This window comes from Candidatus Mycolicibacterium alkanivorans, from assembly GCF_022760805.1.
In the GTDB taxonomy this organism is placed as follows: domain Bacteria; phylum Actinomycetota; class Actinomycetes; order Mycobacteriales; family Mycobacteriaceae; genus Mycobacterium; species Mycobacterium alkanivorans.
Genome location: NZ_JAIVFL010000001.1, coordinates 1,411,653 through 1,436,433, shown reverse-complemented (window position 1 = coordinate 1,436,433; position 24,781 = coordinate 1,411,653). Strand labels below are relative to the sequence as shown.

Here is a 24,781-nt window from a genome sequence, read left to right as displayed (position 1 = left end):
CGCTCTTTCTCGGGACGAGACGCAGTGAAACGTTGGTCCCAGCTTGCCTTGTACTACTGAGAATCGACTGAGATATCACTCGGTACAGCCGATACCCCGGGTTCGGAAATCCCCACGCCACCGTTGGTTTTGGGGACTGTGGTGGTGATTTCGCAGTGGGCGGAATCGGAGCAGGACGTCGGGCCGATCGGCCGGCCCGGCAACAACACGAAAAAGGACGTTCCCGGTGGTTGACCACCGGGAACCGTGTCGGCGATGCGAATCATGCCCCCGTGTTTGACGACAACCTGTTTCACGATCGCCAAGCCGAGGCCCGACCCCGGCATCGCCCGCGCCGACGCCGACCGGTAGAACCGCTCGAACACCAGACCGCGTTCCCGCGCCGGAATTCCGGGCCCGTGGTCGGACACCACGAGTTCGGCGCGCGTGGCGTCGAGCTGGCGCAGCCGCACGCCCACATGGGCGCCGGACGGGCTCCACTTGGCGGCGTTGTCGAGCAGATTAAGTACCGCGCGGGACAATCCAGCAGCGTCGCCGAACACCTCCCAGCCGATGACCTCGACATCGAACTGAACATCGCTGCGGCGGCGGCGAGCCCGCTCGAGGCTGCGGTCGACGACCTCACTCAAGTCGATCGCCTCGTGCACCACGCCGCCGGCATCCTCGCGAGTCAGGTCGACCAGATCGCCCACCAGAGTGGACAACTCCTCGATCTGCGCGATGACATCGACACGCAACTCGGCCATCTCGCCCTCCGGCAACCGCGGGGCACCGGGTTGCATCGATGCCATCAGCAGCTCGACGTTCGTCCGCAGGGAGGTCAGCGGCGTCCGCAGTTCGTGCCCGGCGTCGGCAACCAGCCGGGCCTGCCGCTCGCGCGACTCGGCCAGCGCGCGAAGCATGGTGTTGAACGTTTCGGTGAGCCTGGCCAACTCGTCACTGCCGAACACCGGGATGGGCCGCAGATCGTCGGTGCGCGCCACCCGTTCGGCGGCTTCGGTGAGCCGCCCCACCGGTCTCAGACCCGTCCGGGCCACCATTCCACCCGCGATCGCCGCGATCACCACCCCGATCCCGCCGACCGCCAGCAGCACCCACTTGAGTTTGGTGATCACCGCGTTGGTGGGCGCCAGGCTCTTGGAGATCAGTAGCGAACTGCCGTTGGGCAGGTGTACCGCGAGCACCCGCTGGTTGGACACCGTCCGGCGGGACATGAACAACTCACCGCGGATGACTGCCTTCTCCGGCTGGCCGACCGGCAGCGTCTGGCCCTGCTGATTGGCGGTATAGATGGACCGGCCGGGATTGACCAGCATGGCATTGACGTCGGAGTACGCCGTGCCCTCGATGGCCTTGCCCGGGTCGGCGGCCAGCGACCCGCTGGCGATCAGCAACTGCGCGCGGCTCTGCAGTTGGTTGTCGATGTCGTTGTAGAGCGCGGCGGACACCACCGCATACACCGCGACCGCCATCAGCACCACGACCATCGCCACCATGGACATGGCCAGCAACATCACTCGCCATCGCAGAGACAGCGATGCGCTCGGTTCTTCGGGCGCCCGCGCTTCCCGCGAGCGCCGCCACAGTGGCGACATCAGGGCGGTGTCTCACGCAGCACGTAACCCACACCTCGCACGGTGTGGATCAGCCGCGGTTCTCCTTCAGCTTCGGTCTTACGGCGCAGGTAGCCGACATACACCTCCAGCGCATTGCCTGAGGTCGGGAAGTCGAAACCCCACACCTCTTCGAGAATGCGGCTGCGGGTGAGAACCCGGCGGGGGTTGGCGATCAGCATCTCCAGCAGGGCGAACTCGGTGCGGGTCAGGCTGATCGGACGCTTGCCCCGGTGCACCTCGCGGGTCACCGGGTCCAGCGTCAGGTCCGAGAACGTCATCACCGCCGAATCGGACCGTTCCTCGGGGCTGGTGCGGCGCAGTAGTGCGCGCACCCGGGCCAGCAGTTCCTCGAGCGCGAACGGCTTGGGCAGGTAGTCGTCGGCGCCGGCGTCGAGGCCGGCAACGCGCTCGGACACCGAGTCACGGGCAGTCAGAACCAGGATCGGCAGATCGTCGCCGGAGCTGCGCAACTGACGGCACACCTCGAGGCCGTCGAGCCGCGGCATCATCACGTCGAGCACGACGGCATCGGGTCGTTCGTTTGCGATCGCATCGAGCGCTTCGACGCCGTCCTGAGCCAAATCGACCGAGTAGCCGTTGAAGGAGAGGGACCGGCGCAGCGACTCGCGCACGGCACGATCGTCATCGACGACAAGAATTCGCACGGACACCAGTGTTAGCCCAACGCCTGAGACTGGGCTAAGAGGCACACCGTGCTAGCGGGCAATTCGCTGCCGGCGAACGATGTCAGCGCTTGTCGAGATCGACGAGACCGAGGCGCGCGGCCTTGAGCAAGCGACGCGGAACCTTGTGCAGGCGGCCGCCGACGGAAACGTTGACCAAGCCGGTGGCCTCGGCCTTCCACTGCGAACGCCGACTGCGGGTGTTCGAGCGCGACATTCTGCGCTTGGGCACAGCCATGACGTACATCTCCTCGATCAGGGGTGTCGCCGCGCAGGGACATTTGGATTGCCGGCGGCCAACAGTTGCACCTCAGGATAGCCGCTCACCTGCGTCGGGTCCAAAACAGGCCGCGATCGGCCCCCCTTCCGCCCGAGCAGACGCGGATTCACACAGGAAACGCCCGAATCGTGCGATTCCGCGTCTGCTCGCGGGTTGGGCGGCCCCGACGGGGCCGTACCCCTTGACTGTGCACCCGCGTCGACCAGTAACCTACCGGTTGGTTGGCCCGTCGAGGGGAGACAGCGCGCGTGACGACTGCGGTGCGGATCGGCAACTGTTCGGGCTTCTATGGCGACCGCGTCGCCGCCATGCGCGAGATGCTCCCCGGCGGTGACTTGGACTTCCTCACCGGGGACTACCTGGCCGAGCTGACCATGCCGATCCTGGGCCGCGACAAGATGAAGAGCCCCGAGCGGGGCTACGCCAAGACCTTCCTGAAACCCTCGAACTGGCCGACGTCGACGCTCCCGCCCTGCCGGAGCCGTGGCCGGCGGCACCCACCCGGCGGGTCCCGCTGGGCACCATCGCCGGCGCCCGAAGCGGCGACAACGGCGGCGCGGCCAACATCGGTGTGTGGGTGCGGACCGACGAGCAGTGGCGGTGGCTCGCACATCACCTCACCGTCGATGCCATTCGCCAATTGCTACCAGAGACAAACGATTTGCCGATCACTCGCGATCTTCTGCCCAAGCTGCGAGCAATGAACTTCGTGATCGAGGGCATCGCAGCTTCGCCGAACGGGAGATCCTGCCCCACGTCGCGGAATGGGAGCGCGCCGGCGAGCTGCCCCGCGACCTGCACCGGCGGGCGGCCGACACCGGCCTGCTCGGAGCCGAACTTCCGGAGTCGGTCGGCGGCGGCGGGGGTGACGCGGTCGACTCGGTGCTCATCTGCGAGGAACTCCACGAAGTGGGCACTCCCGCTGGGGTTTTCGCGTCGCTGTTCACCTGCGGCATTGCGGTCCCGCACATGGTCGCCTCCGGTGATGAGCGCCTGATCGAGAGGTTCGTCCGGCCCACGTTGCGCGGCGAGTTGATCGGATCGCTGGCCATCACCGAACCCGGCGGCGGGTCGGACGTCGGCCACCTGCGCACCACCGCGCTGCGCGACGGTGATCACTACGTCGTCAACGGCGCCAAGACCTACATCACCTCCGGGGTCCGGGCCGACTATGTCGTCACCGCCGTGCGCACCGGTGGCCCCGGCGCGGCGGGCGTGTCGCTGCTCGTCGTGGAGAAGGGCGCCCCGGGCTTCGAGGTGACCCGGAAGCTGGACAAGATGGGCTGGCGCTCCTCGGACACCGCCGAGCTGTCCTACACCGATGTCCGCGTCCCGGCCGCCAACCTGGTCGGCGCCGAGAACTCCGGTTTCGCCCAGATCGCGCAGGCCTTCGTCTCTGAGCGGATCGGCCTTGCCGCGCAGGCTTATTCGTCGGCGCAGCGCTGCCTGGACCTGACCGTTCAATGGTGCCGGGATCGCGAGACGTTCGGCCGGCCGCTGATCTCCCGGCAGGCGGTGCAGTACACGCTCGCCGAGATGGCGCGTCGGATCGACGTCGCCCGGGTCTACTCGCGCAACGTGGTGGAGCGCCAACTGGCCGGTGACACCGATCTGATCGCCGAGGTGTGCTTCGCCAAGAACACCGCCGTGGAGTCCGGCGAATGGGTGGCCAACCAGGCGGTCGCGGTGCAACTGTTCGGAGGGATGGGGTACATGACCGAATCGGAGGTCGAACGCCAGTACCGGGACATGCGGATCCTGGGCATCGGCGGCGGAACCACCGAGATCCTCACCGCACTGGCCGCCAAAGTCCTTGGCTACCAGTCATGACGGCCCTTCGCAGCACCGTCGACCCGAACTCGCCGGCCTACCTCGGAGGCGATGACCGTCAAACTCACCGAGATCGACGGTGAGCTGGCCAAGGCGCTCGGCGGCGGCGGCCCGAAGTACGTGGAACGCCATCACTCGCGGGGGAAGCTGACCGACCGCGAACGCATCGAACTGCTTGTCGACCCCGACTCGGCTTTCCTCGAACTCTGCCCGCTGGCCGCCTATGGCAGCGACTTCCAGGTGGGCGCCAGCGTGGTGAGCGGCATCGGGGTGGTCGCAGGTGTCGAATGCGTGCTGGTCTCCAACGACGCGACCGTCAGGGGCGGCACCTCAAACCCGTGGACTTTGAAGAAGATCCTGCGCGCCAACCAGATCGCCCTGGAGAACCGATTGCCGGTGATCTCGCTGGTGGAATCCGGTGGCGCCGACCTGCCCACCCAGAAGGAGATCTTCATCCCGGGCGGGCAGATGTTCCGTGACCTGACCCGGCTGTCGGCGGCGGGAATCCCGACGATCGCGCTGGTATTCGGAAACTCCACTGCCGGAGGCGCTTACGTTCCGGGAATGTCCGACCACGTCGTGATGATCAAACAACGCTCCAAGGTCTTCCTGGCCGGTCCGCCGCTAGTGAAGATGGCCACCGGCGAGGAGTCCGACGACGAGTCGCTGGGCGGTGCCGAGATGCATGCGCGGGTGTCGGGTCTCGCCGACTATCTGGCGGTCGACGAGCTCGACGCCATCCGTATCGGCCGACGCATCGTGGCCCGGTCGAACTGGGCCAAGCAGGGACCCAAGCCGCGAGCTGTGGTGCTGCCGCCGTGTCCAACTCCCGCGTTGCCGCACATCTCGCTGTTGATCGGCGCCTCCTACGGGGCAGGCCACTACGGCATGTGCGGGCGCGCCTATGACCCACGGTTTCTGTTCGCCTGGCCGAGTGCGAAGTCCGCGGTGATGGGCGGCGCCCAACTCGCCGGTGTCCTCTCGATCGTGAACCGGGGCCGCCACCGAGGCGCGCGGCGGCACCGTCAACGAGGACGCTGATGCCGCACTGCGCGCGGCTGTGGAGGCCCAGATCGAGGCAGAGTCCCTGCCCAATGGCCCGATCGAGGGGACGTCGAACTTCGACGTCGTCCGGATGTGAGCAGCATGGTCACTCGACCACTGGTCGCCAACCGCGGTGAGATCGCCCGCCGGGTCTTCGCCACCTGCCGCCGGCTCGGTATCGGCACCGTCGCGGTCTACACCGACCCCGACGCACAGTCGCCACATGTCGCCGAGGCCGATCTGCGGGTGCGGCTCGAGACCGTCACCGGTGGCTGCCGATGACGTGGAGCTGGCGCTCGCCGGGCTGGTGGCGGACCTAGGCCACGGCTCGCCGCAGGGGTTGGCGGCATCGAAGGCGCTGACCACAGCGGAGGTCCTGGCCGGCTTCGACCGGGACGCCGAGCGGCTGGCAACCGAGTCGGAGCGGTTGTTCGTCACCGAGGAGGCTCGCGAGGGGACGCTGGCGTTTCTGCAGAAGCGCCCTCCGAATTGGCAGGTGTAGACAATCTTGTGACAGTTCAGCGAACGCTCTTGCGGTTGCGAACCAGAGTCGTACCCTCGTAACCGATGAGCAACTTGACGCCCCGGGACGCATCGACGCGAGCCGCTGACAAAGACCGCATTCAGGTCGCGCAGTTGCTCGGCGAAGCCGCCGCTCAGGGGCGTTTGGATCTCAGCGAGTACGAGCGTCGGCTGGCGCAGGCCTACGCCGCCAAGACCTATGCGGAGCTCGACCGGCTCACCGACGATCTGCCGAGCGTGGCAGAGCCGTCCCGCCGGCGGGGCTCCGGCAAACCGGCACCCGCCACGCTGCTGCTGGCGATCCTCAGCGGTTTCGAGCGGCGGGGCCGCTGGAACGTGCCGGACCGGATGACCACGTTCACGCTGCTCGGCGGCGGTGTGGTCGACCTTCGGTACGCCGACTTCACTTCGGCCGATGTGGAGATCCACGCCTACGCGATCATGGGCGGGCAGACGATCCTGCTGCCGCCCGAGGTCAACGTCGAGGTCAAGGGTGTCGGCGTGATGGGCGGTTTCGACCACGACGTCGACGGCCAGGGCGCGCCCGGCGCGCCCAAGGTCACCATCCGTGGTTTCTCGTTGTGGGGTGGCGTCGGAATCAAGCGCAAGAATCGCAAGGCCGGCGGCAGCGACCAGCCGCCTCAATAACCTCTCGAACCTCTCGGCCCCCAGACAAAAACTTCGGCCCCTCCCGATGGGAGGGGCCGAAGTTGTGTGCCGTTGTCAGCTGCCGCTGCTCGAGGAGCCGGTGCGGCCGCTGCTCGAATCGCTCGAGGTCGAGCCGGAGCCCGGGCTCGTCGAGGTCGAATCCGAGCTCTTCTTGCCCGAGATGGCTTCGGAGATCTTCTTGCCGATCTTCGACAGCGGGTTGTCCGACGACCGGGTGTGCGCCCGTGCGGTTCCCGCCTTCTGCGTCTCTGTCGACGGCTTCGGGTCCGGGACGCTGTCCGAGCTGCTGCTGTCGCTGGACGAGCCGGTACCGCCGGTGGAGCTGCTGGCCCCAGCAGAGCTGCCGCCCGTCGAGCTGCTGCCCTCGGTGGAGCCACCGCCGGTCAGGCTGCCGCCCTCGGTCGAGCTGCTGGGCTCGGTCTTCGGCGTCTCGCTGCTGGTGTCGGTGGTCGACTTCTCGGTGGTCGACTTCTCGGTGGTCGACTTCTCGGTGGTCGACTTCTCGGTGACCGTCCCCGTGGTAGTCGGCGTCGAGGTCGCTGCTGGGCTCACGGACAATGGTGTCGCCGCTGCCGTCTTCGCTGCAGCAGTGGCAGACGCCGGGAACGCAGTCACGATGGAGTCGATCACGTACGCGGCGATGGCAGAAGCGCCGTAGTACTTTTTACCCAGGTAAGGGTAGCCGTTGAAGTAGGCGCGGGACAGGATGCCGCCGCCCACCTGCACCGGTCCGATGTTGAGCGTCGGCAGGACCGAGGTCGCGGAAACGAACGTCTGCGCGATGACGTACGGCAAGTCCTGGATGGTGGCCACGACCTGACCGCCGATGGGCCCGAAGATCTCACCGGCCGCGACGTAGGTCAGCGCCGAAACGCCGCCGGCCTCGAAGTAGTAGTTGTCGAGGTTGATGGGGATGCCGGTCAGCTGCGTCGCCGTGTCCAGGACTTGGTCGGTGAGGTAGTAGATGACACCGGTGCCGCCGGTGCGGTAGACGCCACGCCGGTTATACTGCCAGGTGCCGTCGCTGAGTTGATCGGCCTTGTTGATCCCGGGGAAGTACGGGTCGTTCGGGTAGGGCTGAGCGCCGCCGACGGCCGGGTAGATCCCGTTCTCGGTATCGGGGTTGGTGTCGTTGATGTAGTTCAGGCCCGGATCCACGCCCGTCACGGCGGTGGTCGTGCAGCAGCTGCCGATGTAGTCGCCGTAGCCGCCCCAGTAGGCGTCGAGGATGCCCTGCCAGGTGATGTCGGTGATCGATGTCAGCTCGTACTTCGCGTACGACAGCTTGGTCGGCGTCGGCGCGCCAACCACCGTCGCGTCGTTAGGCGAGAACAATGCCGGCGACGAGGTGACGATCGCGGTCGCGCTGGCCAGAGCCACGCCAGTCATCAGTAGCGGCCGAGCTCGTTTCGCCATTGCCGATTCCCCTTGTTGTGCGGGTTCGCCGTGGTCAAGACGAACTCGGTGCTTTGCTGATACGAATCTTAGAAGACCTCGATGAATACTAAGGTGCTGTTTGCCGTCAAGCAAGCGGGACCGTCGCGATCCGCGGCCCTCGCAATCCCCGGCGCGCAGAGAAATCGTCCTGTTCGGACGGCTGTCGAGTAGCCGACACGAGAACCTGGTACCGTACGCCGACCGTCACATGGCGCGTGTTCGCTAGGCTCGCGCCCCGTGGATCCGGGACATCAACAATATTGAGGTTTGCCACGCTCGCGCTGGTCAGCGACTCTCAGCCAAGACGGCAACGCACTATCTGGATGTTTGCTGGAAAACTGGACAATTCGCCTCAACGGCGCCGTCGACGGGACCGGAGATAGTCGCCGACGACTGCCGCGCCGAGCCCGCCGAGATCGGGAACGACGACCCGGCCCTCGACCCGCCGAGCAACCTGATCGATGAACCGGGCGTGCCCCGGATCGTTTCCCAACCTGAAAATTGTCACCTGTGCCCGCAACCGGGCCACCTCGTCGAAACCGCGCACGGTGTGGGCGATGGTGCGCGGATGCGGCGGGTAGTCAAAGAACACCGAGGAGCCCTGGCCGTCGAAGTCCTCGAGGTGCGCGGTCGGCTCGCCGTCGGTGACCACCAGCACCACCGGTTGCGCGTTGGGATGCCGGCGCAGATGACGCACGGCCAGCGCGAGCGCGTGGTGCAGGTTGGTGCCCTGCTCGTAGACGGCTTCGAGTCCGGTGAGTTCGGCCGCCGTCACGGTTCGCGCGTAGCGGCCGAACGCGACGATCTGCAGCGCGTCGGAGCGGAACCGGGTGCTGACCAGGTGGTTGAGCGCCAGGGCGGTCTGCTTCATCGGCAGCCACCGGTTCTCCATCACCATCGAGAACGAGGTGTCGACCAGCAGGGCCACCGCGGCCTGGGTGCGCGTCTCGGTCTCCGACACCTCGACATCCTCCACTGCGATCTGCAGCGGACCGTCGGTGTCCTCGGTGCCCCTGCCAATTCCCGGGTCGCTTCGCTCCTGCCCTCCGGCGCGGCGCAGCACCGCGTTGGTCAAGGTGCGGGTGACGTTCCACGGCTCGGTGTCACCGAACGCCCACGGCCGCGTCGCTCCGGTGAGCTCGCCGGCCGCGCCCGCACGGCGAGTGTCCCGCTCACCGTGACGGCCCGAAAGCTGTTGCGCCACATCACGAAGCGCGGCCTGCCCGAGCTGACGCATGGCCTTGGGCGACAGCCGCCACCGGCCGTCGGACCCGCGGTCCAGGAAGCCCTGACTCATCAGTGCGCGCTCGAGTCCGGCCAGCGTGCGGGCGTCGATCGCGGCCTGGTCACCCAGTTGACGGGCCAGCGCGTCGAGGTCGACGTCGTCCGTCGTCGCGCCCGCGTAACTCTGCGAGAGCTGTTCGGCGAGCTGCTCGAGTTCGGCGATGTCTGAGAGCGCCTGGGCGCCCTCCCCCATGCCGAGCGGGTTGTCGCCGGTGAACTCCGGGGAACCGTCCCAGTCCTCGCCCGGTCGGGCCGCCTGCAAGTGGGCGTCCAGCCGATTGAGCGCATTCATCAGCTCCGTCGAGCCGAATGCCTGCTGCGCCAAGGCATCCAGCTCGGCGCGTTGGTCGGGGGTCAGGCTGTTGCGGAATCGTTGCGCGGCAGCGGCCCGCTTGGCCAGCGAATCCAGCAGCTCCTCGATATTGCGCGGGTTCTCCGGGAAGTACTGGCCGTGCTTGCGCATGAAGTTTTGAAAGTCGTCCGGGCTGTCCGCTCCGCGAGAATGCTTGTCCAGCAAGTCGTTCAGGTCGTCGAGCATCTCGTTGACGGCCTGGCGGTCGGAGTCGGTGGCGTTCTCCAGTGCCTGCTTCATGCCGGCGAAGCGCTGATCGAGCATCTCGCGGCCCAGCAGATCCGTGATCTGGTCGTACTTCTGGCGCGCCTCGGGGCTTCGCCAGTCGTAGTCGGACAGTTCCTGAACCGCCTTGGCCGGCGACGGTGACAGCGACTCGATCTGCAGTTCGGCGAAGCGGGCGTCGTCGTCGAGGGCGCGTGCCAACTCCTTGCGCTCGGCCAGCACGGCCTCGTCGAGCAGCTTCTTGATCTCCCGCAGGGTGCCGTCAAGGTTGTTGCGGTTCAACAACTCTCGACGTCTACGGTTGGCCTCGGCGGCAAGCCGGTCCGCGCCGCGCATGTTCCTGGTGCCGCGGCGCAGCAACTCCGACAGCGCCCGGCGCGGCGATGTGCCCTCCATCACGTCCTGGCCGATCTGCTCGAGGGCCTCCCGCAGATCCACCGGCGGCGCCAGCGGATCCGGACCCCCGGTGTACGCCGAATACCGGGAGTCGTGCGCGTGCGCGCGCTTGGAATCAGCCATAGACGGTTTCGCCTTCGCCGGTCACCTTGTCGATACGCTTGGCCAGATACAGCGCCTCGAGCGCCAATTCGAGTGCGGCGGCACGCTCGCCGTCGGACTCGGCGCCGAGCCGCTCGGCGATCGCGTCGATCACCGGCAGGTCGGGCAACGCGGCCAGCACGTCCTTGGCCGACACCCGCTCGCCCGTCGTCACCGCGGAACCGCCCTCGACCGCGGCCACCACCGGGCCGACATCGATCCCACCGAGCTCCCGCTGCGCCGTGTCGGCGGTGGCGCGCCGCAGCAGGTGTTCCAGCACCGCCTGCTCACGGCCCTCTTCACCGGACTCGAACTCGAGCTTTCCGCGCAGCACGTCGATCACCGTGCCCAGGTCGACCACCCGCGCCACCGGTTGGTCCTCGCCGAGCACCGCGCCGCGATGGCGGGCCGAGGCGGCGACCGTTTCGGCCGCGGCGATCGCGAACCGCGCCGACACTCCCGAACGCTGGTCGACAGAGTTGGACTCGCGAAGATAGCGGGCGAACCGGGCGATGATATGCATCAGATAGATCGGAACCTGCGCTGACAGGTGCGCCTCCTGACCGATCACGCCGACCTCCGCGTCGAGCTCACGCGGGTAGTGGGTGCGGATCTCGGCGCCGAAGCGGTCCTTGAGCGGGGTGATGATGCGCCCGCGGTTGGTGTAGTCCTCGGGGTTCGCACTGGCCACAACGAGCACGTCCAGCGGTAGGCGCAGCGTGTAGCCGCGGACCTGGATGTCGCGCTCCTCCATGACGTTGAGCATCGAGACCTGGATGCGCTCGGCCAGGTCGGGCAGCTCATTGACGGCGACGATGCCTCGGTGCGCCCGAGGGATGAGGCCGTAGGCGATGGTCTCCGGGTCACCCAGGGTCCGGCCTTCGGCGACCTTGATCGGATCGATGTCGCCGACCAGGTCGGCCACGCTGGTATCGGGGGTCGCGAGCTTCTCGTAGTAGCGCTCACTGCGATGGCGCCAGATCACCGGCAGCGCGTCGCCGAGCTCGGCAGCCCGGCGGATCGACTCCGGGGTGATCGGTGTGTAGGGGTGCTCACCGAACTCGGCGCCGGCGATCACCGGCGTCCACTCGTCGAGCAGGTTCTGCAGCGAGCGCAGCAGGCGGGTCTTGCCCTGGCCACGCTCGCCGAGCAGGACGAAGTCGTGGCCGGCGATCAGCGCCCGCTCCAGCTGCGGCAGAACGGTGTCCTCGAAGCCGAAAATGCCTGGCCAGACACCTTTTCCTTCGGACAGCGCGGCGAGCAGGTTCTCCCGGATCTCGTCCTTGACGCCGCGCTCCCGATGGCCGGAGGCGCGCAGTTCACCGAGGGTTCGGGGGAGGGTGTCAGGTGAGGTCACCTCTCCACGCTACGACTGCCGTCGACGTGGCGTCGACGGAGCCGACGCCCACTTCCCGAACTGGTCACAGTAGTACGAGTATGTAGTACATTTCAAAGTATGAGTGAGGTACCAGTTCGCGAACTCAATCAGGACACCGCGGGCGTACTCGCCCGAGTGAAGCGTGGTGAACACCTCGACATCACCGAAAGAGGGGTGGTTATCGCCCGCATCTTGCCCGCCGAACCAAGTCCTTTCTCCGAGCTCATAGCATCGGGCAGGCTGCACCCCGCAACCCTTTCCGGTCCGCTCAAGCCGCCAACCGGGCCGATTCGGGCAGACGCGGACGCCGGCTCGCAGTTGCGCGCTGATCGGGATTCCGAGAGGTATTGAGGCGTGCTGTACTTCGACACCTCCGCAGTGGTGAAACTGGTGCGGCCGGAACGCGAGAGCGGTCAACTCGTCGAATGGCTCAGCGAGCAGACGGCTCCATGGGTGACGTCGGTCATCACCGAAGTAGAACTCGTTCGTGCGCTGCGTCGCAGCGATCCGCAACTGCTGCCTGCAGTCTCGGCGGTGACAGCGCGCCTGGCCCGCTATGACATCGACGAAACCGTGCGCGCCACCGCATCGAGCTACGCCGACCCGCAAGTGCGCACCCTCGATGCCATTCACCTTGCGACGGCGGACGCAATATTCCGACCGCACCTCACCGCGTTTCTGGTCTACGACGTGCGACTCGGCGAGGCGGCGGCCGACCTCGGCCTTCCCGTGGCCTCCCCCGGCCGAGTCTGAGCCCAAGCTAGTGCGCGAAGTGGCGTGCACCGGTCAGGTACAGCGTGATGCCGGCGTTGGCCGCGGCCTCGGTGACCAGCTCGTCGCGCATCGAGCCGCCCGGGTGCACGATCGCCTTGACCCCGGCCGCGGTCAGCGTCTCGAGTCCGTCCGGGAACGGGAAGAACGCATCGGAGGCCGCCACCGCGCCGCGGACCCGCTCACCGCCGCGCTCAACGGCCAGTCGGGCGGCGTCGACCCGATTCACCTGGCCCATGCCCACGCCCACGGTGGCGCCGTCGGCAGCGATCACGATCGCATTGGACTTGACGGCACGGCAGGTACGCCAGGCGAACGTCAGGTCGGCGAGGGTGGCGGCGTCGGCGGGCTCGCCGGCGGCCAGCGTCCAGCTGGCGGGGTCGTCGCCCGGCGCGTTGATGCTGTCGCGCTCCTGCATCAGCAGGCCACCGCTGACCTGGCGGATTTCCACTCCGTCAACCGGTGGCTCGGCGGCTACCAGGACGCGGACGTTCTTCTTTCGGGCCAGGATGCCCACCGCACCGGGCTCGTAGGCGGGCGCGATGATCACCTCGGTGAAGATCTCCGAGACGAACTCGGCCATCTCCACCGTCACCTCGGTGTTGGCGGCGATCACGCCGCCGAAGGCCGACAGCGGATCGCACTCGTGGGCCTTGCGGTGCGCGTCGGCCACCGACACCGAGGAGATCGCGATGCCGCAGGGGTTGGCGTGCTTGATGATCGCCACACAGACCTGCTCGTGGTCGAACGCCGCCCGCCACGCCGCGTCGGCATCGGTGAAGTTGTTGTAGGACATCTCTTTTCCGTGCAGCTGCTGCGCCTGGGCCAGGCCCGGCCAGCCCACGTAGTCGCTGTAGAGCGCGGCCTGTTGGTGGGGGTTCTCGCCGTAGCGCAGCAGCGAGGTGCGCCGCCAGGTCCGGCCGAACCACGGCGGCAGGAACGCCGGCGCCTCGCCCTCTTCGGGGGCCAGCGTGAAGCCCATCCAGGTGGCCACGGCCACGTCGTACTCGGCGGTGTGCCGGAACGCCAGCGCAGCCAGCTTCTGCCGCTCCACCAGTGTGAAGCCACCGGCCCCGACCGCCGCGAGCACGCCGTCGTAGCCCAGCGGGTCCACCACCACCGCGACGCTGGCATGGTTCTTGGCGGCCGCCCGCACCATCGACGGACCGCCGACGTCGATCTGCTCGACGCACTCCTCGATCTCCGCGCCGGAGTCGACCGTCTCGCTGAACGGGTAGAGGTTGACCACGACGAGGTCGAACGGCTCGATGTTGAGTTTCTCCAGCGCCTGCACGTGCTCGGGGTTGCGGGTGTCGGCCAGCAGTCCGGCGTGGATGTGCGGGTGCAGCGTCTTGACGCGGCCGTCGAGCACTTCGGGGAATCCCGTCACCAATTCCACCGGTGTCACCGGAATGCCTTGGTCGGCGATGGTTTTCGCGGTCGATCCGGTCGAGATGATGTCGACGCCGGCCTCGCGCAGGCCCTGGGCGAGCGGAATCAGGCCGCTCTTGTCGTAGACGCTGATCAGCGCCCGTCGAATCGGCCGCTTGCCGATCAATGTCCCCGACGTCATCCTATGATCGCCTTTCTGCCACTCCAGGTCACACCGCGGGTCGCCACCGCGGCCAGCACGTCCACCAGCAGTCGTCGCTCCACGACCTTGATGCGTTCGTGCAGTGAATCTTCGTCGTCGCCGTCGAGGACGGCGACCGCCTGCTGAGCCAGGATCGGACCGGTGTCCATCCCGGCGTCCACCAGGTGAACGGTGCACCCGGTGACCTTCACCCCGTAGCTCAACGCGGCCGGGACCGCGTGCGCGCCGGGAAACGACGGCAGCAGCGCGGGATGGGTGTTGACCACCCGGCCGATGAAGCGCGAAAGGAATTCGGGGCCAAGTATTTTCATGAAACCGGCCGACACGATCAAATCGGGGCTGTGGTTGGCGGTGGCATCGGCGATCGCGCTGTCCCACGCGGCGCGATCCGGGTGGTCGCCCAGGCGCTCGCAGAAGGTGGGTATCCCGGCGGCCTGTGCGATCTGTACGGCGCGGCAGTCGCGGTCCACCCCGACGGCGACGATGCGCGCGGGATACTCGCCCACCGCGGCGTCGAGCAGCGAGGCCAGCAACGACCCGGTCCCCGACGCCAGCACGACGACGCGGGCCGGCGCACTGGGCGCGACGCTGAGGGGATGGTGCACGGCGATGAGCCTAACGGTGGTTCGTCCCCGACGATCGACGGGCATCCGGCTCACATGATGATCTGCGACGCCCCCGGCTGACGGTCAGCGCGCGGGCTCGTCGGGCTCGATGTCGTCGTCGACGAACATCAGGTCCTCGACGTCCTCGAGACCGGGCGCGGGTCGCACCGGGCGCGGCGGTGGTGACGGCTCGGGCTCCGCTTCCGGCTCCGGCTCGGGTTCTGCCTGCGGCTGTTCCTGAACAGGCTCGGGCTCGGGCACACCGAAGACCATCGGCACGGTTAGTGGCTCCGCCTCGACATCGGCGACCGGCTCGGGCGCCGCGGCCACCCGGCGGGGACGACGGGTCACCCCGCCCGACATCACGACCGTCAGACCGCCGACGACGAAGAACCAGAAGAAGACTCCCGGGGCGAACGTCGTCTGGTCCACGCCGACGTCCCCGAAGTTGCCCAACTGACCGCCGCTGGCGTAGCCCAGCAGGGCCATGGTCGCCGCCGAGAGCAGCGAGGCGACCGCCAGCTTGGCGGACGCCGCAGGCAACGGCAGCGGATGCCGCGCGCACTGCTGACCCACCGCCACGCCGGAGGCCGCACCGACGATCAGCAGCGCCACCCACACCGGTCCGAGCGGCGGTGTGGGCACCGCCGCCAGAATCGGCAGTGCCGGGATGTCGCCGCCGAACACGGTGAACGAACTGAACGTCGCAAAGCCGATGTGAGCGCTGGAGCCGACGGCCACCGCCGCGGTGCCGACGATCACGTTGGGGGCATACAGCGCCGACAGCAAGGTCAAGCTCAGCTGACCGAACAACGAGTCGGTGATGGCGTACAACTCGTGCATGGTGCCCCAGTGCACGACCAGAGAGGCCGCAGTCACCGCGCCGGACAGACCGAAGAGAGCCAGCAGGCCGGCCTTCGTCGCTTGGACGGTGTCGCCCAGCCATCCGGGCAGGCCCGCCGACCTGACGGCCCGTCGCCCGACTTGCGCGCCGACACCGATAAGCGCCCCGATCGCGTGCACCACGAGGACACCTGAAAACGCCCGCAGCGCACTGGGTGTCTGCAACTCGGTGATCACCGATGAGGCGTCGTGAATGACGGCCAGTGCAATGGCCGCGATCAACAGCGGACCACCGAGGGCGGACCCGACGATCCAGCGGACCACGAACCATGACGCCCGCGGTGAGGTCGCCTGCGCAGTGGTGCGCGCCGTTCCCCACACCATCAGCAGCACCGGCAGCAGCGGCAGCACCGCCAGCTGGTGGCCGGCGATCGAAATCGGCACCTGGTGAACCGCCAGCCACATGCTGGCGACCGCCCCCAGCGTGCCGGTCATATCGCTGTTGGCGATGACCAGCTGCAGCAGCGTCACCGCCGTGATCACCGCGAGCGCAACCAGAGACGGGCCGAACGCGACCCGAACCAGGTCACGCGCCTGGTGCGCGCCGACCGGCCGCTGATCCTCCATCCGTGTCACTCGTCGCGCTGGCTATACGTGATGCGCGAAGAGCGGCTTAGGACGGGGTCGGGCCGGGGGACGGCGACGATGACGGCGCCTGCGACTGCTGACCGGGCTGCCCGGTAGCCGGCTGCTGCTGACCTGATCCAACCGATGGCGGCGGACTGAAGCTGGGGAACCCGGTGGGCGGGGTGGGCGGACCGCTCTGCGGCCCGACCGAGCCGATGCCGCCGGTGGACGGGCCTGAGGAGTAGCCGCCGCCGTACTGCGACGGGTAGTTCGGCCGCTGCGCCGGTCCCTGGCCGTAGTAGCCGCCGGGAGGCGGTCCGTACTGGCCGTACTGGTCGTAGCGGGGACGAGGTGCGGGCGGGGAGATGATTCCGGACTCGACCAGCAGCACCGCCACCGCGGCCAAGGCTTCTAACAAGGTGAACGCCAGCACCAGCCACAGCGCCCAGCCGACGGAGAAGCCGGTCGGCTTGCTGACCAGCTGTGCGATGACCAGCAGTACCGCGAGCACCGACACCGCCGCGACGACCGCGGTGTAGTTCTTGGCCTTGGGCAGCAGGCTCACCGCCGCCAGCAGCGCCGCCAGGACCGCCGCGATGACCGGGAAGCCACCGCCGCTGCCAGTGAGTTGGGCACCGGCGAAGGGGCCGAGTCCGGCGCTGACGGTGAACACCGGTCCGAAGCTGGCCAGGTAGGCCGCCAAGCCAAGCACCACTACCGCGACGGTCAGGTACATCGGCAGCCTGCTCAGACCGGCCTCGGCCGGCGCGAACGACGGTCCGGCCGCCCCGTACGGCCCGGGCGGCGGCTGTGACGGCGGGTAGTCCGGATTGGTGGGCGGGTAGCTCATGGCCTCTCCTTCAGCTTTGTGTCGCCGCGCTCCCGTGCGGCGCTGCGTCGGTTGTGGCGCGCGACCGGACCGATGGGCCCAGTTCGACCATCCACGCTAGCGCACAGCGCCGCAGGGGCGGCGACCATCGGCGTGTCACACAGGAGGTTGGCAAGCGGCCGGCGAGCCTCAGGCGGAGACCAGCAGCGGCGCGCCGATCGAATCGCTCTCGGCCGCTTCGATTTCGCGCACCAGAGGCAGAACGCGCGCACCGAAGTACTCGATCTCTTCCTGGAAGTGCAGGAAGCCGCGAGGATGAGGTCGACACCGCGCTTGCGGTAGGCGGCGATGCGCTCGGTGATCTGCTCGGGCGTTCCGATCAGCTGCGTGCGGAACCCGTCGTTGTACTGCACCAGGCCGCTTGCGGGGGACTGCTCGGCCAGCGACTACAGGCTCTTCAGAATCTCCCTGGCCAGGGCGGCGGTCGCCGACGGCGTCTTGCCGACCTTGACCCCGGCCGCCTCGAGGGCCTCCTTCTTGCCCTGCGCGGTGCCCGCTCCGTCGGACACGATGGCGCCGGCGTGGCCCATGGTCTTGCCCTCCGGCGCGGTGAAGCCGGCGACATAGCCGACGACCGGCTTGGAGACGTTGGCCTTGATGTAGGCGCCCGCCTTCTCCTCGGCGTCGCCGCCGATCTCGCCGATCATCACGATGATCTTCGTCTCGGGATCCTTCTCGAACGCCTCGATGGCGTCGATGTGGGTGGTGCCGATGACCGGGTCGCCACCGATGCCGATGGCGGTGGAGAAGCCGAGATCGCGCAGCTCGTACATCATCTGGTAGGTCAGGGTGCCGGACTTCGACACCAGGCCGATGGGGCCCTTGCCGGTGATGTTGTTGGGCGTGATGCCGACCAGTGCCTCACCGGGGGTGATGATGCCCGGGCAGTTCGGGCCGATGATCCGGGTCTTCAGACCGTGGTCGACGTTGTAGGCCCACGCATAAGCGGTGTCCTGCACCGGGATTCCCTCGGTGATGACCACCAGCAGCGGAATCTCGGCGTCGATGGCCTCGATGATCGCGTCCTTGGCGAACGCCGGCGGGACGAAGGCGATCGAGACGTCGGCGCCGGTCTCTTTGATGGCCTCGGCCACCGAGCCGAACACCGGGAGTTCGACGTCCTTGCCGCCCTTGTCCTTATGGCTGACCTTCGTGCCGGCCTTGCGGGCGTTGACGCCGCCGACCACCTGGGTGCCGGCCTTGAGCATCAGCGCGGTGTGCTTGGTGCCCTCACCGCCGGTGATGCCCTGGACGATGACCTTGGAATCCTTGTTCAGAAAGATCGACATTGATTGCGCGTCCTTTACTTGTTCGCCAGCTCGGCGGCTTTGTCGGCACCGGCGTCCATGGTCTCGGCCTGGATCACCAGCGGATGGTTGGCCCCGGCCAGAATGCGGCGGCCTTCTTCGACGTTGTTGCCGTCCAACCGGACGACGAGCGGCTTGTTGGCCTCGTCGCCGAGGATCTGCAGTGCCTTGACGATGCCGTTGGCCACCGCGTCGCAGGCGGTGATGCCGCCGAAGACGTTGACGAACACGCTCTTGACCTGCTTGTCACCCAGAATGACGTCCAGGCCGGCGGCCATGACCTCGGCCGAGGCACCGCCGCCGATGTCGAGGAAGTTGGCCGGCTTCACCCCGCCGTGCTTCTCACCGGCGTAGGCCACCACGTCGAGAGTGGACATGACCAGGCCTGCGCCATTGCCGATGATGCCGACAGCCCCGTCGAGCTTGACGTAGTTGAGGTCGTTCTGCTTGGCCTTGAGTTCGAGCGGGTCGGTGGCGTCCTTGTCCTCGAATTCGGCGTGGTCGGGGTGCCGGAAGTCGGCGTTGGCGTCCAGGGTGACCTTGCCGTCCAGCGCCAGGATCTGATCGTCGGGGGTGCGCACCAGCGGGTTGACCTCGACCAGGGTGGCGTCTTCGGCGACGAAGACCTCCCAGAGCTTGGCGATGGTCACCGCGGCCGAGTCGAGCACCTCGGCGGGTAGGTGGCCCTGCTCGGCGATCGATCGGGCGAAGGCGAGGTCCACGCCGGTGACCGCGTCGACGGGCACCTTGGCCAGCCGCTCGGGCTTGGTGGCGGCCACCTCCTCGATCTCCATACCGCCCTCGACCGAGCACATGGCCAGGTAGGTGCGGTTGGCGCGGTCGAGCAGGAAGGAGATGTAGTACTCCTCGGCGATGTCGCTGGCCTCGGCGACCAGCAACTTCTTGACGATGTGTCCCTTGATGTCCAGGCCGAGGATGTTCTTCGCGTGGGTGTAGGCGTCCTCGGGGGTCGCTGCGTACTTGACGCCGCCGGCCTTACCGCGGCCGCCGGCCTTCACCTGGGCCTTGACCATCACGGGCTTGCCGATCTCCTCGGCGATGGCCTTCGCGTCCTCCGGCGAATCGGTGACACGGCCCGGAGTGGTGGGAACGTTGTGCTTGGCGAACAGTTCCTTCGCCTGATATTCGAAAAGATCCATGGGCTCACTGTCTGGTCGGCGCTGACATTTGAATGGGGGAAGTCGCTCCGGGGGAACTGTATCTAGACCCGATCCTGGCGCCGCCCCCGCCTACCACTCCTGTGGCACATCTCACCGAGAGCCCGAAGTGATTCAACTCACAATCCACGGCGGAATACGAGCATCGGTTGCCACCTGTGTCCGATGTTGGTTACCGTCTCTGGGGTCTAGATAACGCTTTGGTCACGACTAGAGGGGCTTTTGGTTTGCGGCAGCACGGGTCGGACGCGAATCTCCCCGGAGACACTCGGACCACACGCACCGCTTCCAGGGTTTTTGACCCCGAGCGCGCCGAGCAGCCGCGGTTCGTCGACACCGAGATCACCGACATGCTGCCGCGCGCGCCGCAGCACCGCAGGCAGCCGACCAGCGCGGCCAAGGGGCGCGTGATGATCGTCGCGATGGCCGCCGGCGCCGCCGCGGCCGCCGCCTACACCGCCGTCAAGCCACCGGGCGATACGACCACCCAGACCGTCCTGGCGGCCCAGAAGATGCCGATGGACGGCGCTGCGGCCGCACCGCGCGGGATGCAGCTGATCGCGGTCAAACCTGCCGCCGACGCCGCCGTGCACAGCGAGGAGCTGTCCAAGGGCGCGGCCTTCGCGCAGGAACGCGCCGAGCGCGAAGCCCGGTTGCAGCGGCCGCTGTTCGTGATTCCCACCAAGGGCGTGTTCACCTCCGGCTTCGGTTACCGGTGGGGCGCTCTGCACGCCGGTATCGACTTGGCCGGCCCGATCGGCACCCCGATCTATGCGGTGTCGGACGGAGTGGTCACCGACGCCGGGCCCACTGCCGGCTTCGGCGCCTGGGTGAAGATCCGGCATTCCGACGGCTCGGTATCGCTGTACGGCCACGTCAACACCTGGACCGTGCGGGTCGGGCAGCGGGTCTTCGCCGGCGACCAGATCGCTACCATCGGCAACCGCGGCAACTCGACTGGACCGCACCTGCACTTCTCGATTCTTCGGAACGGCACCAACTACATCGACCCGGTGCCGTGGCTTGCCGCCCGGGGGTTGTCCCTGGGCCCGTACGTCGGCTGAGCCGGTGGCTCACCCGACCGACCCGACCCAGCCGAGTTCGCCTCCGCCGCTCATCCGGCGTCAGCCGTCCGCGCCGATGCCCCAACCCGATGACACCCGCACCGGCATCATCCGGCGCGCTCCGACGGGTCCCATCCCGCCGATCGCCGAGGGGCAGACCACCCACATTCCGCCGCTCGAGGACGTGCCGACCGGGCTGATCCGGCGGGCCGAACCGATGGCGGTGCCCGCACGGGCACCGGCAGTCATCGACATCTCGACCGGCCGCACCGCGGTAGCGGCCAGCGCCGTCAGCATCATCAGCGGCTGGGCGACGGCGGTGGTGGCCACGGATCTGATCACCGGATGGTGGCGCACCGACCGATTGTTCTGCGTCGCAGTCGGTTTCCTCACCCTGTTGTTCGCGGGAACGACGATCTCCGGCGTGATCCTGTTGCTGCTGCGTCGGTCGGTGGGGCGCTACCTCGTCACTTTCGGCGCGGTGGTGGCACTGATGACCTTCGGTAGCGTGTTCCTTGCCGGAGCGCGAATCCCCTGGCCGGTCTATCTCATCCCGGTGCTGCCGCTGGCGAGTCTTGCTCTGGCACTGCATTCTTCGACGAAGCGGTGGTGCCGCGTCCGGTGAGCCGGCGTCCGCCGCCCGAAGACGTGTCGTCCCACCAGGCGCCGACGAGCATCACCGAACCGGCCCAGGCCGCACCGAGAAACCAGCCGGCAAGCACGTCACTGACGTAGTGCACACCGAGGTAGACCCGAGAAAAGCCCACAGCGCCGGTCACGGCGACAGCCACGGCCCACGCCGCCACCCGGGCGGCCCATGAGGTGAGCACCCACCGGGTCAGCGTCCACGCGCAGATCAGCGCGACGGCCGCGGTGCCGGTGGCGTGTCCGGAGGGGAACGAGAATCCGTCTTCGGACACCACAGCGAACGGCGAACCAGGCCTGCTGCGGCCCACGATCGCCTTGGCGGCGGCGATCACCAGGCCGATCCCACAGGTGCCGACCAACGCGAGTACCGCGGGCAACCACTTCCTGGACCGCCACACGACGATTGCGGTGACCAGCACGGCCCCGCCGCCGATGAACTCCCAATTGCCCAGGCGCGTAACCAGTTTCAGGCTGGACGTGAGCCACGGGTCACGGTGCGTCGCCAGCCAGCGGGCGGCGGGCTCGTCGAGACCGTTGATGCCGTCACCGACAAGGACGTCCTCGAGCACCTCGGCGAAGGCCGTCGCCAGTGCCGCCACGACGATGAAGCCGGCAAGCAGCGCCAAGCCTGCGACGACGCTGAGCGAGTAGCGGTGCGCCAGGGACCTCGCGGGGCCGCCGAGGTGTCTCTCTGCCCAGTCCGCCATCGTCGAGCAGCGGATCCGGGTCCACAGCCGGGGAAGCAGTTGGGGCCGGCGCGCCACCCACGCCGCTATCAGAACGAAGGCGGACAGCAACGCGACGACCAGAATGCTGACCGGCCCGAAGCCGATTCCGCCGGCCCCGTAATGCTCCATGGCTACAGCTTCTGCAGCGGGGCGTGGTTATGCATCAGCTTGACCCGGCCGGCGCTACCGAAGTCGATGAGCGACATCGCCGACTCCCCCATGCCGGACACCTCTTCGACGCGGCCAAGTCCGTACTTGTCATGGTTGACCCGGTCGCCGGCTTCGAGCACCAGCAGCGGCCGCTTGCCCCCGCCGGAGGAGCTGCGCACAGGCGAGGGCCGGGGCGTGCCGAACCGGCCGGCACCGCTGACCGGGGCGCCGAGCGTCGGTGTCGCGTCGGTACGCCGCCAGTCGACGAGATGCTCGGGAATCTCATGCAGGAAACGGGATTCGGGGTTCAGCATGGGCTGACCCCACGACGAGCGGACCTTGGCGCGGGTGACATAAAGCCGTTGGCGCGCCCTGGTGATGCCGACGTAGGCGAGCCGACGTTCCTCGGAGAGTTCCGTGGGATCGCCGAGGGCCCGCATGTGCGGGAACATGCCGTCCTCCCAGCCGGTGACGAAGACGACCGGGAACTCCAGCCCCTTGGCGGTGTGCAGCGTCATCATGGTGACCACACCCGAGTCGTGCTCGGGCAGCTCGTCGGAGTCGGCGACCAGCGACACCCGTTCGAGGAACTCGGCGAGCACCCCGGTCTCGGGCACGTCCTCGTCGGTGTCGGTGTCATCGTCGAGCGCGGCAGCATTGGCCCGGTCGGTGCTGAATTCGTGTGCGACGCTGACCAATTCGTTGAGGTTGTCCAGCCGGGCCAGATCCTGCGGGTCGCTGGAGGACTCCAGTTCGGCGCGGTAGCCGGTGCGGTCTAGGACGGCTTCGACAAGATCGCCGAGCTCGTCGTCGAGGCGGCCGCGCAGGTCGTCGAGCAGGTTGACGAAACTGGCGATCGACTTCTCCGAGCGGGTGTTCAGCATCGGCACCTTGCCCTGGGCCGCGGCGGCCAGCGCGTCGGCGAAGGTGCAACCGGTGTTCTCGGCGTACACCGCGACGCAGGCCTCGGCGCGATCGCCGATGCCGCGGCGCGGGGTGTTCAGGATGCGTCGCAGGCTGACTGCGTCGCCGGGGTTGTCCAGCACACGCAGGTAGGCGACGACGTCGCGGATCTCCTTGCGCTCGTAGAACCGAACGCCGCCGACGACCTTGTAGGGGACGCCGGCCCGGATGAACACCTCCTCCAGCGAGCGCGACGAGTTGTTGGTGCGGTAGAACACCGCCACGTCGTTGTAGGTGATCTCGCCGCGGTCGGCCAGCGCGTCGATCTCACCGGCGACGAACCTGGCCTCGTCGTGCTCGTTGTCGGCGACGTAGCCGACGATCAGTTCACCCTCGCCGGCGTCGGTCCACAGCCGCTTCTCGCGGCGGTTGGCGTTGCGCGAGATCACCGAGTTGGCCGCCGACAGGATGTTCTGGGTGGAGCGGTAGTTCTGCTCGAGCAGGATCGTCGTGGCGTTCGGGAAGTCCCGCTCGAAGTCCTCGATATTGCGGATGGTCGCGCCGCGGAAGGCGTAGATGGACTGGTCCGCGTCGCCGACGACGCAGAGCTCGCTGGGCGGCACGGTGTCGGTGTCGGGCGCGCCCACACCGACGAGCTCGCGAACCAGGACGTACTGCGCGTGGTTGGTGTCCTGGTACTCGTCGACCATGATGTGCCGGAATCGGCGGCGGTAGTACTGCGCGATCTGCGGGTAGTTCTGCAACACCGCGACGGTCTCGCCGATGAGGTCGTCGAAGTCCAGCGCGTTGGCCGCGCGCAGCCGACGCTGGTACTCGTCGAAGACGCTGGCGACGGTGCGGGCTAGGTCGTCGGACCCGGGCTCCAGCGCCGCGACCGCCTGCTCGGGGGTGATCAGCTCGTTCTTGAGGTTGGAGATCGCATTGGCCAGCAGCCGCGGCGAGTACCGCTTGACGTCCAGGCCCATGTCCTTGCCGATCATCAGCAGCAGGCGGCGGGAATCATCGGCATCGTAGATCGAGAAGTTGGAGTTCAGCCCGGGCAGCAGCGAGGCCTGATTGCGCAGGATCCGCACACAGGTGGAGTGGAACGTCGACACCCACATGTTGCGGGCCCGCGGGCCCACCAGGGCGACCACCCGCTCGCGCATCTCCGCGGCGGCCTTGTTGGTGAACGTGATGGCCAGCACCTGGCCCGGCCCGACGTCCCGGGCCGCCAGCAGGTAGGCGATCCGGCGGGTCAGCACGGCAGTCTTGCCCGAACCGGCGCCGGCAACGATCAGCAGCGGGGTGCCCTCGTGCAGCACGGCCTGCCGCTGCTGCGGGTTGAGGCCGTCGAGGAGTTCGGCAGCTTCGGCCGGTGGCTTGTAATCCGTCACGTGCACACTCATGTCTGACCCAACTTACCGCTGTATGGCGACAGTTTTTTGCACAAGAGCGGCGCGTGGTGGCACACTCATTTCGTGCTCACTGCACCGCAGCGATTTTTCCACGGGTACCGGATCGCGGTACCCGTGGAGGCATAGCTGCTCGAACCCGAGAGCCCCGCGGTCCGCATTCGGATCCGGGGCTCGTCTCTTGTGTGAGGTCCGGGACCGC

20 protein-coding genes and 6 pseudogenes are annotated in these 24,781 nt (G+C 67.8%); 11 read left to right on the top strand and 15 right to left on the bottom strand.

Going from position 1 to position 24,781, the window contains the following annotated elements:
• Window positions 1-53: 53 nt before the first annotated feature.
• The 3 genes from K9U37_RS07160 to rpmF form a co-directional block, all read right to left on the bottom strand.
• Window positions 54-1,595 carry a HAMP domain-containing sensor histidine kinase gene (locus K9U37_RS07160; RefSeq protein WP_308197349.1) on the bottom strand — a complete coding sequence of 514 codons (1,542 nt, stop codon included), beginning with the start codon at window positions 1,593-1,595 and terminating at the stop codon, window positions 54-56.
• Window positions 1,595-2,281: a response regulator transcription factor gene (locus K9U37_RS07155; RefSeq protein ID WP_243071109.1), complete on the bottom strand. Its 687-nt coding sequence runs from the start codon at window positions 2,279-2,281 to the stop codon at window positions 1,595-1,597. Before K9U37_RS07155 ends, K9U37_RS07160 begins: the two co-directional genes overlap by 1 nt.
• Before the next feature lie 82 nt (window positions 2,282-2,363).
• Window positions 2,364-2,537, bottom strand: coding sequence for a 50S ribosomal protein L32 (gene rpmF, locus K9U37_RS07150; protein WP_243071108.1), 174 nt, complete (start codon window positions 2,535-2,537; stop codon window positions 2,364-2,366).
• 290 nt (window positions 2,538-2,827) lie between these two features.
• On the opposite strand from rpmF, the pseudogene K9U37_RS20405 reads away from it, so the two are divergent.
• The 7 genes and pseudogenes from K9U37_RS20405 to K9U37_RS07125 all read left to right on the top strand — a co-directional run.
• A pseudogene (locus K9U37_RS20405) lies at window positions 2,828-3,016 on the top strand (acyclic terpene utilization AtuA family protein); the annotation flags it as partial.
• An 11-nt stretch (window positions 3,017-3,027) separates the two neighbouring features.
• Window positions 3,028-3,249, top strand: a pseudogene (locus K9U37_RS20665) (AtuA-related protein); the annotation flags it as partial.
• Complete coding sequence (locus tag K9U37_RS07145) at window positions 3,180-4,409, top strand: acyl-CoA dehydrogenase family protein (RefSeq protein WP_243071107.1); 1,230 nt, start codon at window positions 3,180-3,182, stop codon at window positions 4,407-4,409. The pseudogene K9U37_RS20665 and the gene K9U37_RS07145, both read left to right, overlap by 70 nt.
• Window positions 4,406-5,550: pseudogene (locus K9U37_RS07140) on the top strand (acyl-CoA carboxylase subunit beta). Before K9U37_RS07145 ends, K9U37_RS07140 begins: the two are co-directional and overlap by 4 nt.
• 5 nt (window positions 5,551-5,555) lie before the next feature.
• Window positions 5,556-5,723, top strand: a pseudogene (locus K9U37_RS07135) (biotin carboxylase N-terminal domain-containing protein); the annotation flags it as partial.
• Window positions 5,722-5,955: pseudogene (locus K9U37_RS07130) on the top strand (enoyl-CoA hydratase family protein); the annotation flags it as partial. The pseudogenes K9U37_RS07135 and K9U37_RS07130, both read left to right, overlap by 2 nt.
• Window positions 5,956-6,020: 65 nt before the next feature.
• On the top strand, window positions 6,021-6,623 hold the full coding sequence (locus tag K9U37_RS07125; protein WP_243071106.1) for a DUF1707 SHOCT-like domain-containing protein: 603 nt from the start codon (window positions 6,021-6,023) through the stop codon (window positions 6,621-6,623).
• Window positions 6,624-6,698: 75 nt separating this feature from the next.
• Here the strand turns inward: K9U37_RS07125 and K9U37_RS07120 are convergent, their stop codons facing one another.
• From K9U37_RS07120 to K9U37_RS07110, 3 genes are all read right to left on the bottom strand, one after another.
• The gene (locus tag K9U37_RS07120) at window positions 6,699-8,033 is read right to left on the bottom strand and encodes a hypothetical protein (protein WP_243071105.1); all 1,335 of its coding nucleotides are present in this window, start codon (window positions 8,031-8,033) and stop codon (window positions 6,699-6,701) included.
• A gap of 400 nt (window positions 8,034-8,433) precedes the next feature.
• The gene (locus tag K9U37_RS07115) at window positions 8,434-10,461 is read right to left on the bottom strand and encodes a vWA domain-containing protein (protein WP_243071104.1); all 2,028 of its coding nucleotides are present in this window, start codon (window positions 10,459-10,461) and stop codon (window positions 8,434-8,436) included.
• Window positions 10,454-11,836, bottom strand: coding sequence for a sigma 54-interacting transcriptional regulator (locus tag K9U37_RS07110; protein ID WP_243071103.1), 1,383 nt, complete (start codon window positions 11,834-11,836; stop codon window positions 10,454-10,456). The genes K9U37_RS07115 and K9U37_RS07110 overlap by 8 nt, the downstream gene beginning before the upstream one ends.
• 99 nt (window positions 11,837-11,935) lie before the next feature.
• On the opposite strand from K9U37_RS07110, the gene K9U37_RS19980 reads away from it, so the two are divergent.
• Window positions 11,936-12,208, top strand: a complete 273-nt coding sequence (locus K9U37_RS19980) for a type II toxin-antitoxin system Phd/YefM family antitoxin (protein ID WP_272888018.1) — start codon at window positions 11,936-11,938, stop codon at window positions 12,206-12,208.
• Between the two features lie 3 nt (window positions 12,209-12,211).
• Window positions 12,212-12,610: a type II toxin-antitoxin system VapC family toxin gene (locus tag K9U37_RS07105; protein WP_243071102.1), complete on the top strand. Its 399-nt coding sequence runs from the start codon at window positions 12,212-12,214 to the stop codon at window positions 12,608-12,610.
• A gap of 7 nt (window positions 12,611-12,617) precedes the next feature.
• On the opposite strand, the gene purH is transcribed toward K9U37_RS07105, so the two are convergent.
• The 7 genes and pseudogenes from purH to sucC all read right to left on the bottom strand — a co-directional run bounded on the left by purH (window position 12,618) and on the right by sucC (window position 19,653).
• Window positions 12,618-14,201, bottom strand: coding sequence for a bifunctional phosphoribosylaminoimidazolecarboxamide formyltransferase/IMP cyclohydrolase (gene purH / locus K9U37_RS07100; protein ID WP_243071101.1), 1,584 nt, complete (start codon window positions 14,199-14,201; stop codon window positions 12,618-12,620).
• On the bottom strand, window positions 14,198-14,827 hold the full coding sequence (gene purN / locus K9U37_RS07095) for a phosphoribosylglycinamide formyltransferase (protein WP_243071100.1): 630 nt from the start codon (window positions 14,825-14,827) through the stop codon (window positions 14,198-14,200). The genes purH and purN overlap by 4 nt, the downstream gene beginning before the upstream one ends.
• A gap of 84 nt (window positions 14,828-14,911) precedes the next feature.
• The gene (locus tag K9U37_RS07090; RefSeq protein ID WP_243071099.1) at window positions 14,912-16,297 is read right to left on the bottom strand and encodes a cell division protein PerM; all 1,386 of its coding nucleotides are present in this window, start codon (window positions 16,295-16,297) and stop codon (window positions 14,912-14,914) included.
• A gap of 46 nt (window positions 16,298-16,343) precedes the next feature.
• Window positions 16,344-17,147 carry a DUF5336 domain-containing protein gene (locus K9U37_RS07085; protein WP_243071098.1) on the bottom strand — a complete coding sequence of 268 codons (804 nt, stop codon included), beginning with the start codon at window positions 17,145-17,147 and terminating at the stop codon, window positions 16,344-16,346.
• Between the two features lie 168 nt (window positions 17,148-17,315).
• Window positions 17,316-17,542 (bottom strand): annotated as a pseudogene (locus tag K9U37_RS07080) (dimethylsulfone monooxygenase SfnG); the annotation flags it as partial.
• Between the two features lie 30 nt (window positions 17,543-17,572).
• Window positions 17,573-18,475 carry a succinate--CoA ligase subunit alpha gene (gene sucD, locus K9U37_RS07075; RefSeq protein ID WP_243071097.1) on the bottom strand — a complete coding sequence of 301 codons (903 nt, stop codon included), beginning with the start codon at window positions 18,473-18,475 and terminating at the stop codon, window positions 17,573-17,575.
• 14 nt (window positions 18,476-18,489) lie between these two features.
• The gene (gene sucC / locus K9U37_RS07070; protein WP_243071096.1) at window positions 18,490-19,653 is read right to left on the bottom strand and encodes an ADP-forming succinate--CoA ligase subunit beta; all 1,164 of its coding nucleotides are present in this window, start codon (window positions 19,651-19,653) and stop codon (window positions 18,490-18,492) included.
• Between the two features lie 245 nt (window positions 19,654-19,898).
• Here sucC and K9U37_RS07065 point away from each other — a divergent pair, with 245 nt between their 5' ends.
• Window positions 19,899-20,735 (top strand): M23 family metallopeptidase, encoded by an 837-nt coding sequence (locus K9U37_RS07065; protein ID WP_243071095.1) that lies wholly within the window; start codon window positions 19,899-19,901, stop codon window positions 20,733-20,735.
• A gap of 76 nt (window positions 20,736-20,811) precedes the next feature.
• Entirely contained in the window at window positions 20,812-21,360 is a 549-nt protein-coding gene (locus K9U37_RS07060) for a hypothetical protein (RefSeq protein ID WP_243071094.1), read from the top strand.
• On the opposite strand, the gene K9U37_RS07055 is transcribed toward K9U37_RS07060, so the two are convergent.
• Both K9U37_RS07055 and pcrA read right to left on the bottom strand, forming a co-directional pair.
• Complete coding sequence (locus K9U37_RS07055; RefSeq protein WP_243071093.1) at window positions 21,284-22,240, bottom strand: phosphatase PAP2 family protein; 957 nt, start codon at window positions 22,238-22,240, stop codon at window positions 21,284-21,286. The two genes, K9U37_RS07060 and K9U37_RS07055, sit on opposite strands and share 77 nt — an antisense overlap.
• A gap of 2 nt (window positions 22,241-22,242) precedes the next feature.
• Window positions 22,243-24,573: a DNA helicase PcrA gene (gene pcrA / locus K9U37_RS07050; RefSeq protein ID WP_243071092.1), complete on the bottom strand. Its 2,331-nt coding sequence runs from the start codon at window positions 24,571-24,573 to the stop codon at window positions 22,243-22,245.
• Window positions 24,574-24,781 lie beyond the last annotated feature (208 nt).

What these genes read in the sequence shown, in the direction of transcription:
- rpmF (WP_243071108.1), bottom strand. Translation starts at nt 2,537, where the DNA reads ATGGCTGTGCCCAAGCGCAGAATGTCGCGCTCGAACACCCGCAGTCGG.
- K9U37_RS07115 (WP_243071104.1), bottom strand. Translation starts at nt 10,461, where the DNA reads ATGGCTGATTCCAAGCGCGCGCACGCGCACGACTCCCGGTATTCGGCG.
- K9U37_RS07055 (WP_243071093.1), bottom strand. Translation starts at nt 22,240, where the DNA reads ATGGAGCATTACGGGGCCGGCGGAATCGGCTTCGGGCCGGTCAGCATT.
- K9U37_RS07090 (WP_243071099.1), bottom strand. Translation starts at nt 16,297, where the DNA reads ATGGAGGATCAGCGGCCGGTCGGCGCGCACCAGGCGCGTGACCTGGTT.
- pcrA (WP_243071092.1), bottom strand. Translation starts at nt 24,573, where the DNA reads ATGAGTGTGCACGTGACGGATTACAAGCCACCGGCCGAAGCTGCCGAA.
- K9U37_RS19980 (WP_272888018.1), top strand. Translation starts at nt 11,936, where the DNA reads ATGAGTGAGGTACCAGTTCGCGAACTCAATCAGGACACCGCGGGCGTA.
- K9U37_RS07085 (WP_243071098.1), bottom strand. Translation starts at nt 17,147, where the DNA reads ATGAGCTACCCGCCCACCAATCCGGACTACCCGCCGTCACAGCCGCCG.
- purH (WP_243071101.1), bottom strand. Translation starts at nt 14,201, where the DNA reads ATGACGTCGGGGACATTGATCGGCAAGCGGCCGATTCGACGGGCGCTG.
- K9U37_RS07160 (WP_308197349.1), bottom strand. Translation starts at nt 1,595, where the DNA reads ATGTCGCCACTGTGGCGGCGCTCGCGGGAAGCGCGGGCGCCCGAAGAA.
- sucC (WP_243071096.1), bottom strand. Translation starts at nt 19,653, where the DNA reads ATGGATCTTTTCGAATATCAGGCGAAGGAACTGTTCGCCAAGCACAAC.
- K9U37_RS07120 (WP_243071105.1), bottom strand. Translation starts at nt 8,033, where the DNA reads ATGACTGGCGTGGCTCTGGCCAGCGCGACCGCGATCGTCACCTCGTCG.
- K9U37_RS07060 (WP_243071094.1), top strand. Translation starts at nt 20,812, where the DNA reads ATGCCCCAACCCGATGACACCCGCACCGGCATCATCCGGCGCGCTCCG.
- K9U37_RS07125 (WP_243071106.1), top strand. Translation starts at nt 6,021, where the DNA reads ATGAGCAACTTGACGCCCCGGGACGCATCGACGCGAGCCGCTGACAAA.
- sucD (WP_243071097.1), bottom strand. Translation starts at nt 18,475, where the DNA reads ATGTCGATCTTTCTGAACAAGGATTCCAAGGTCATCGTCCAGGGCATC.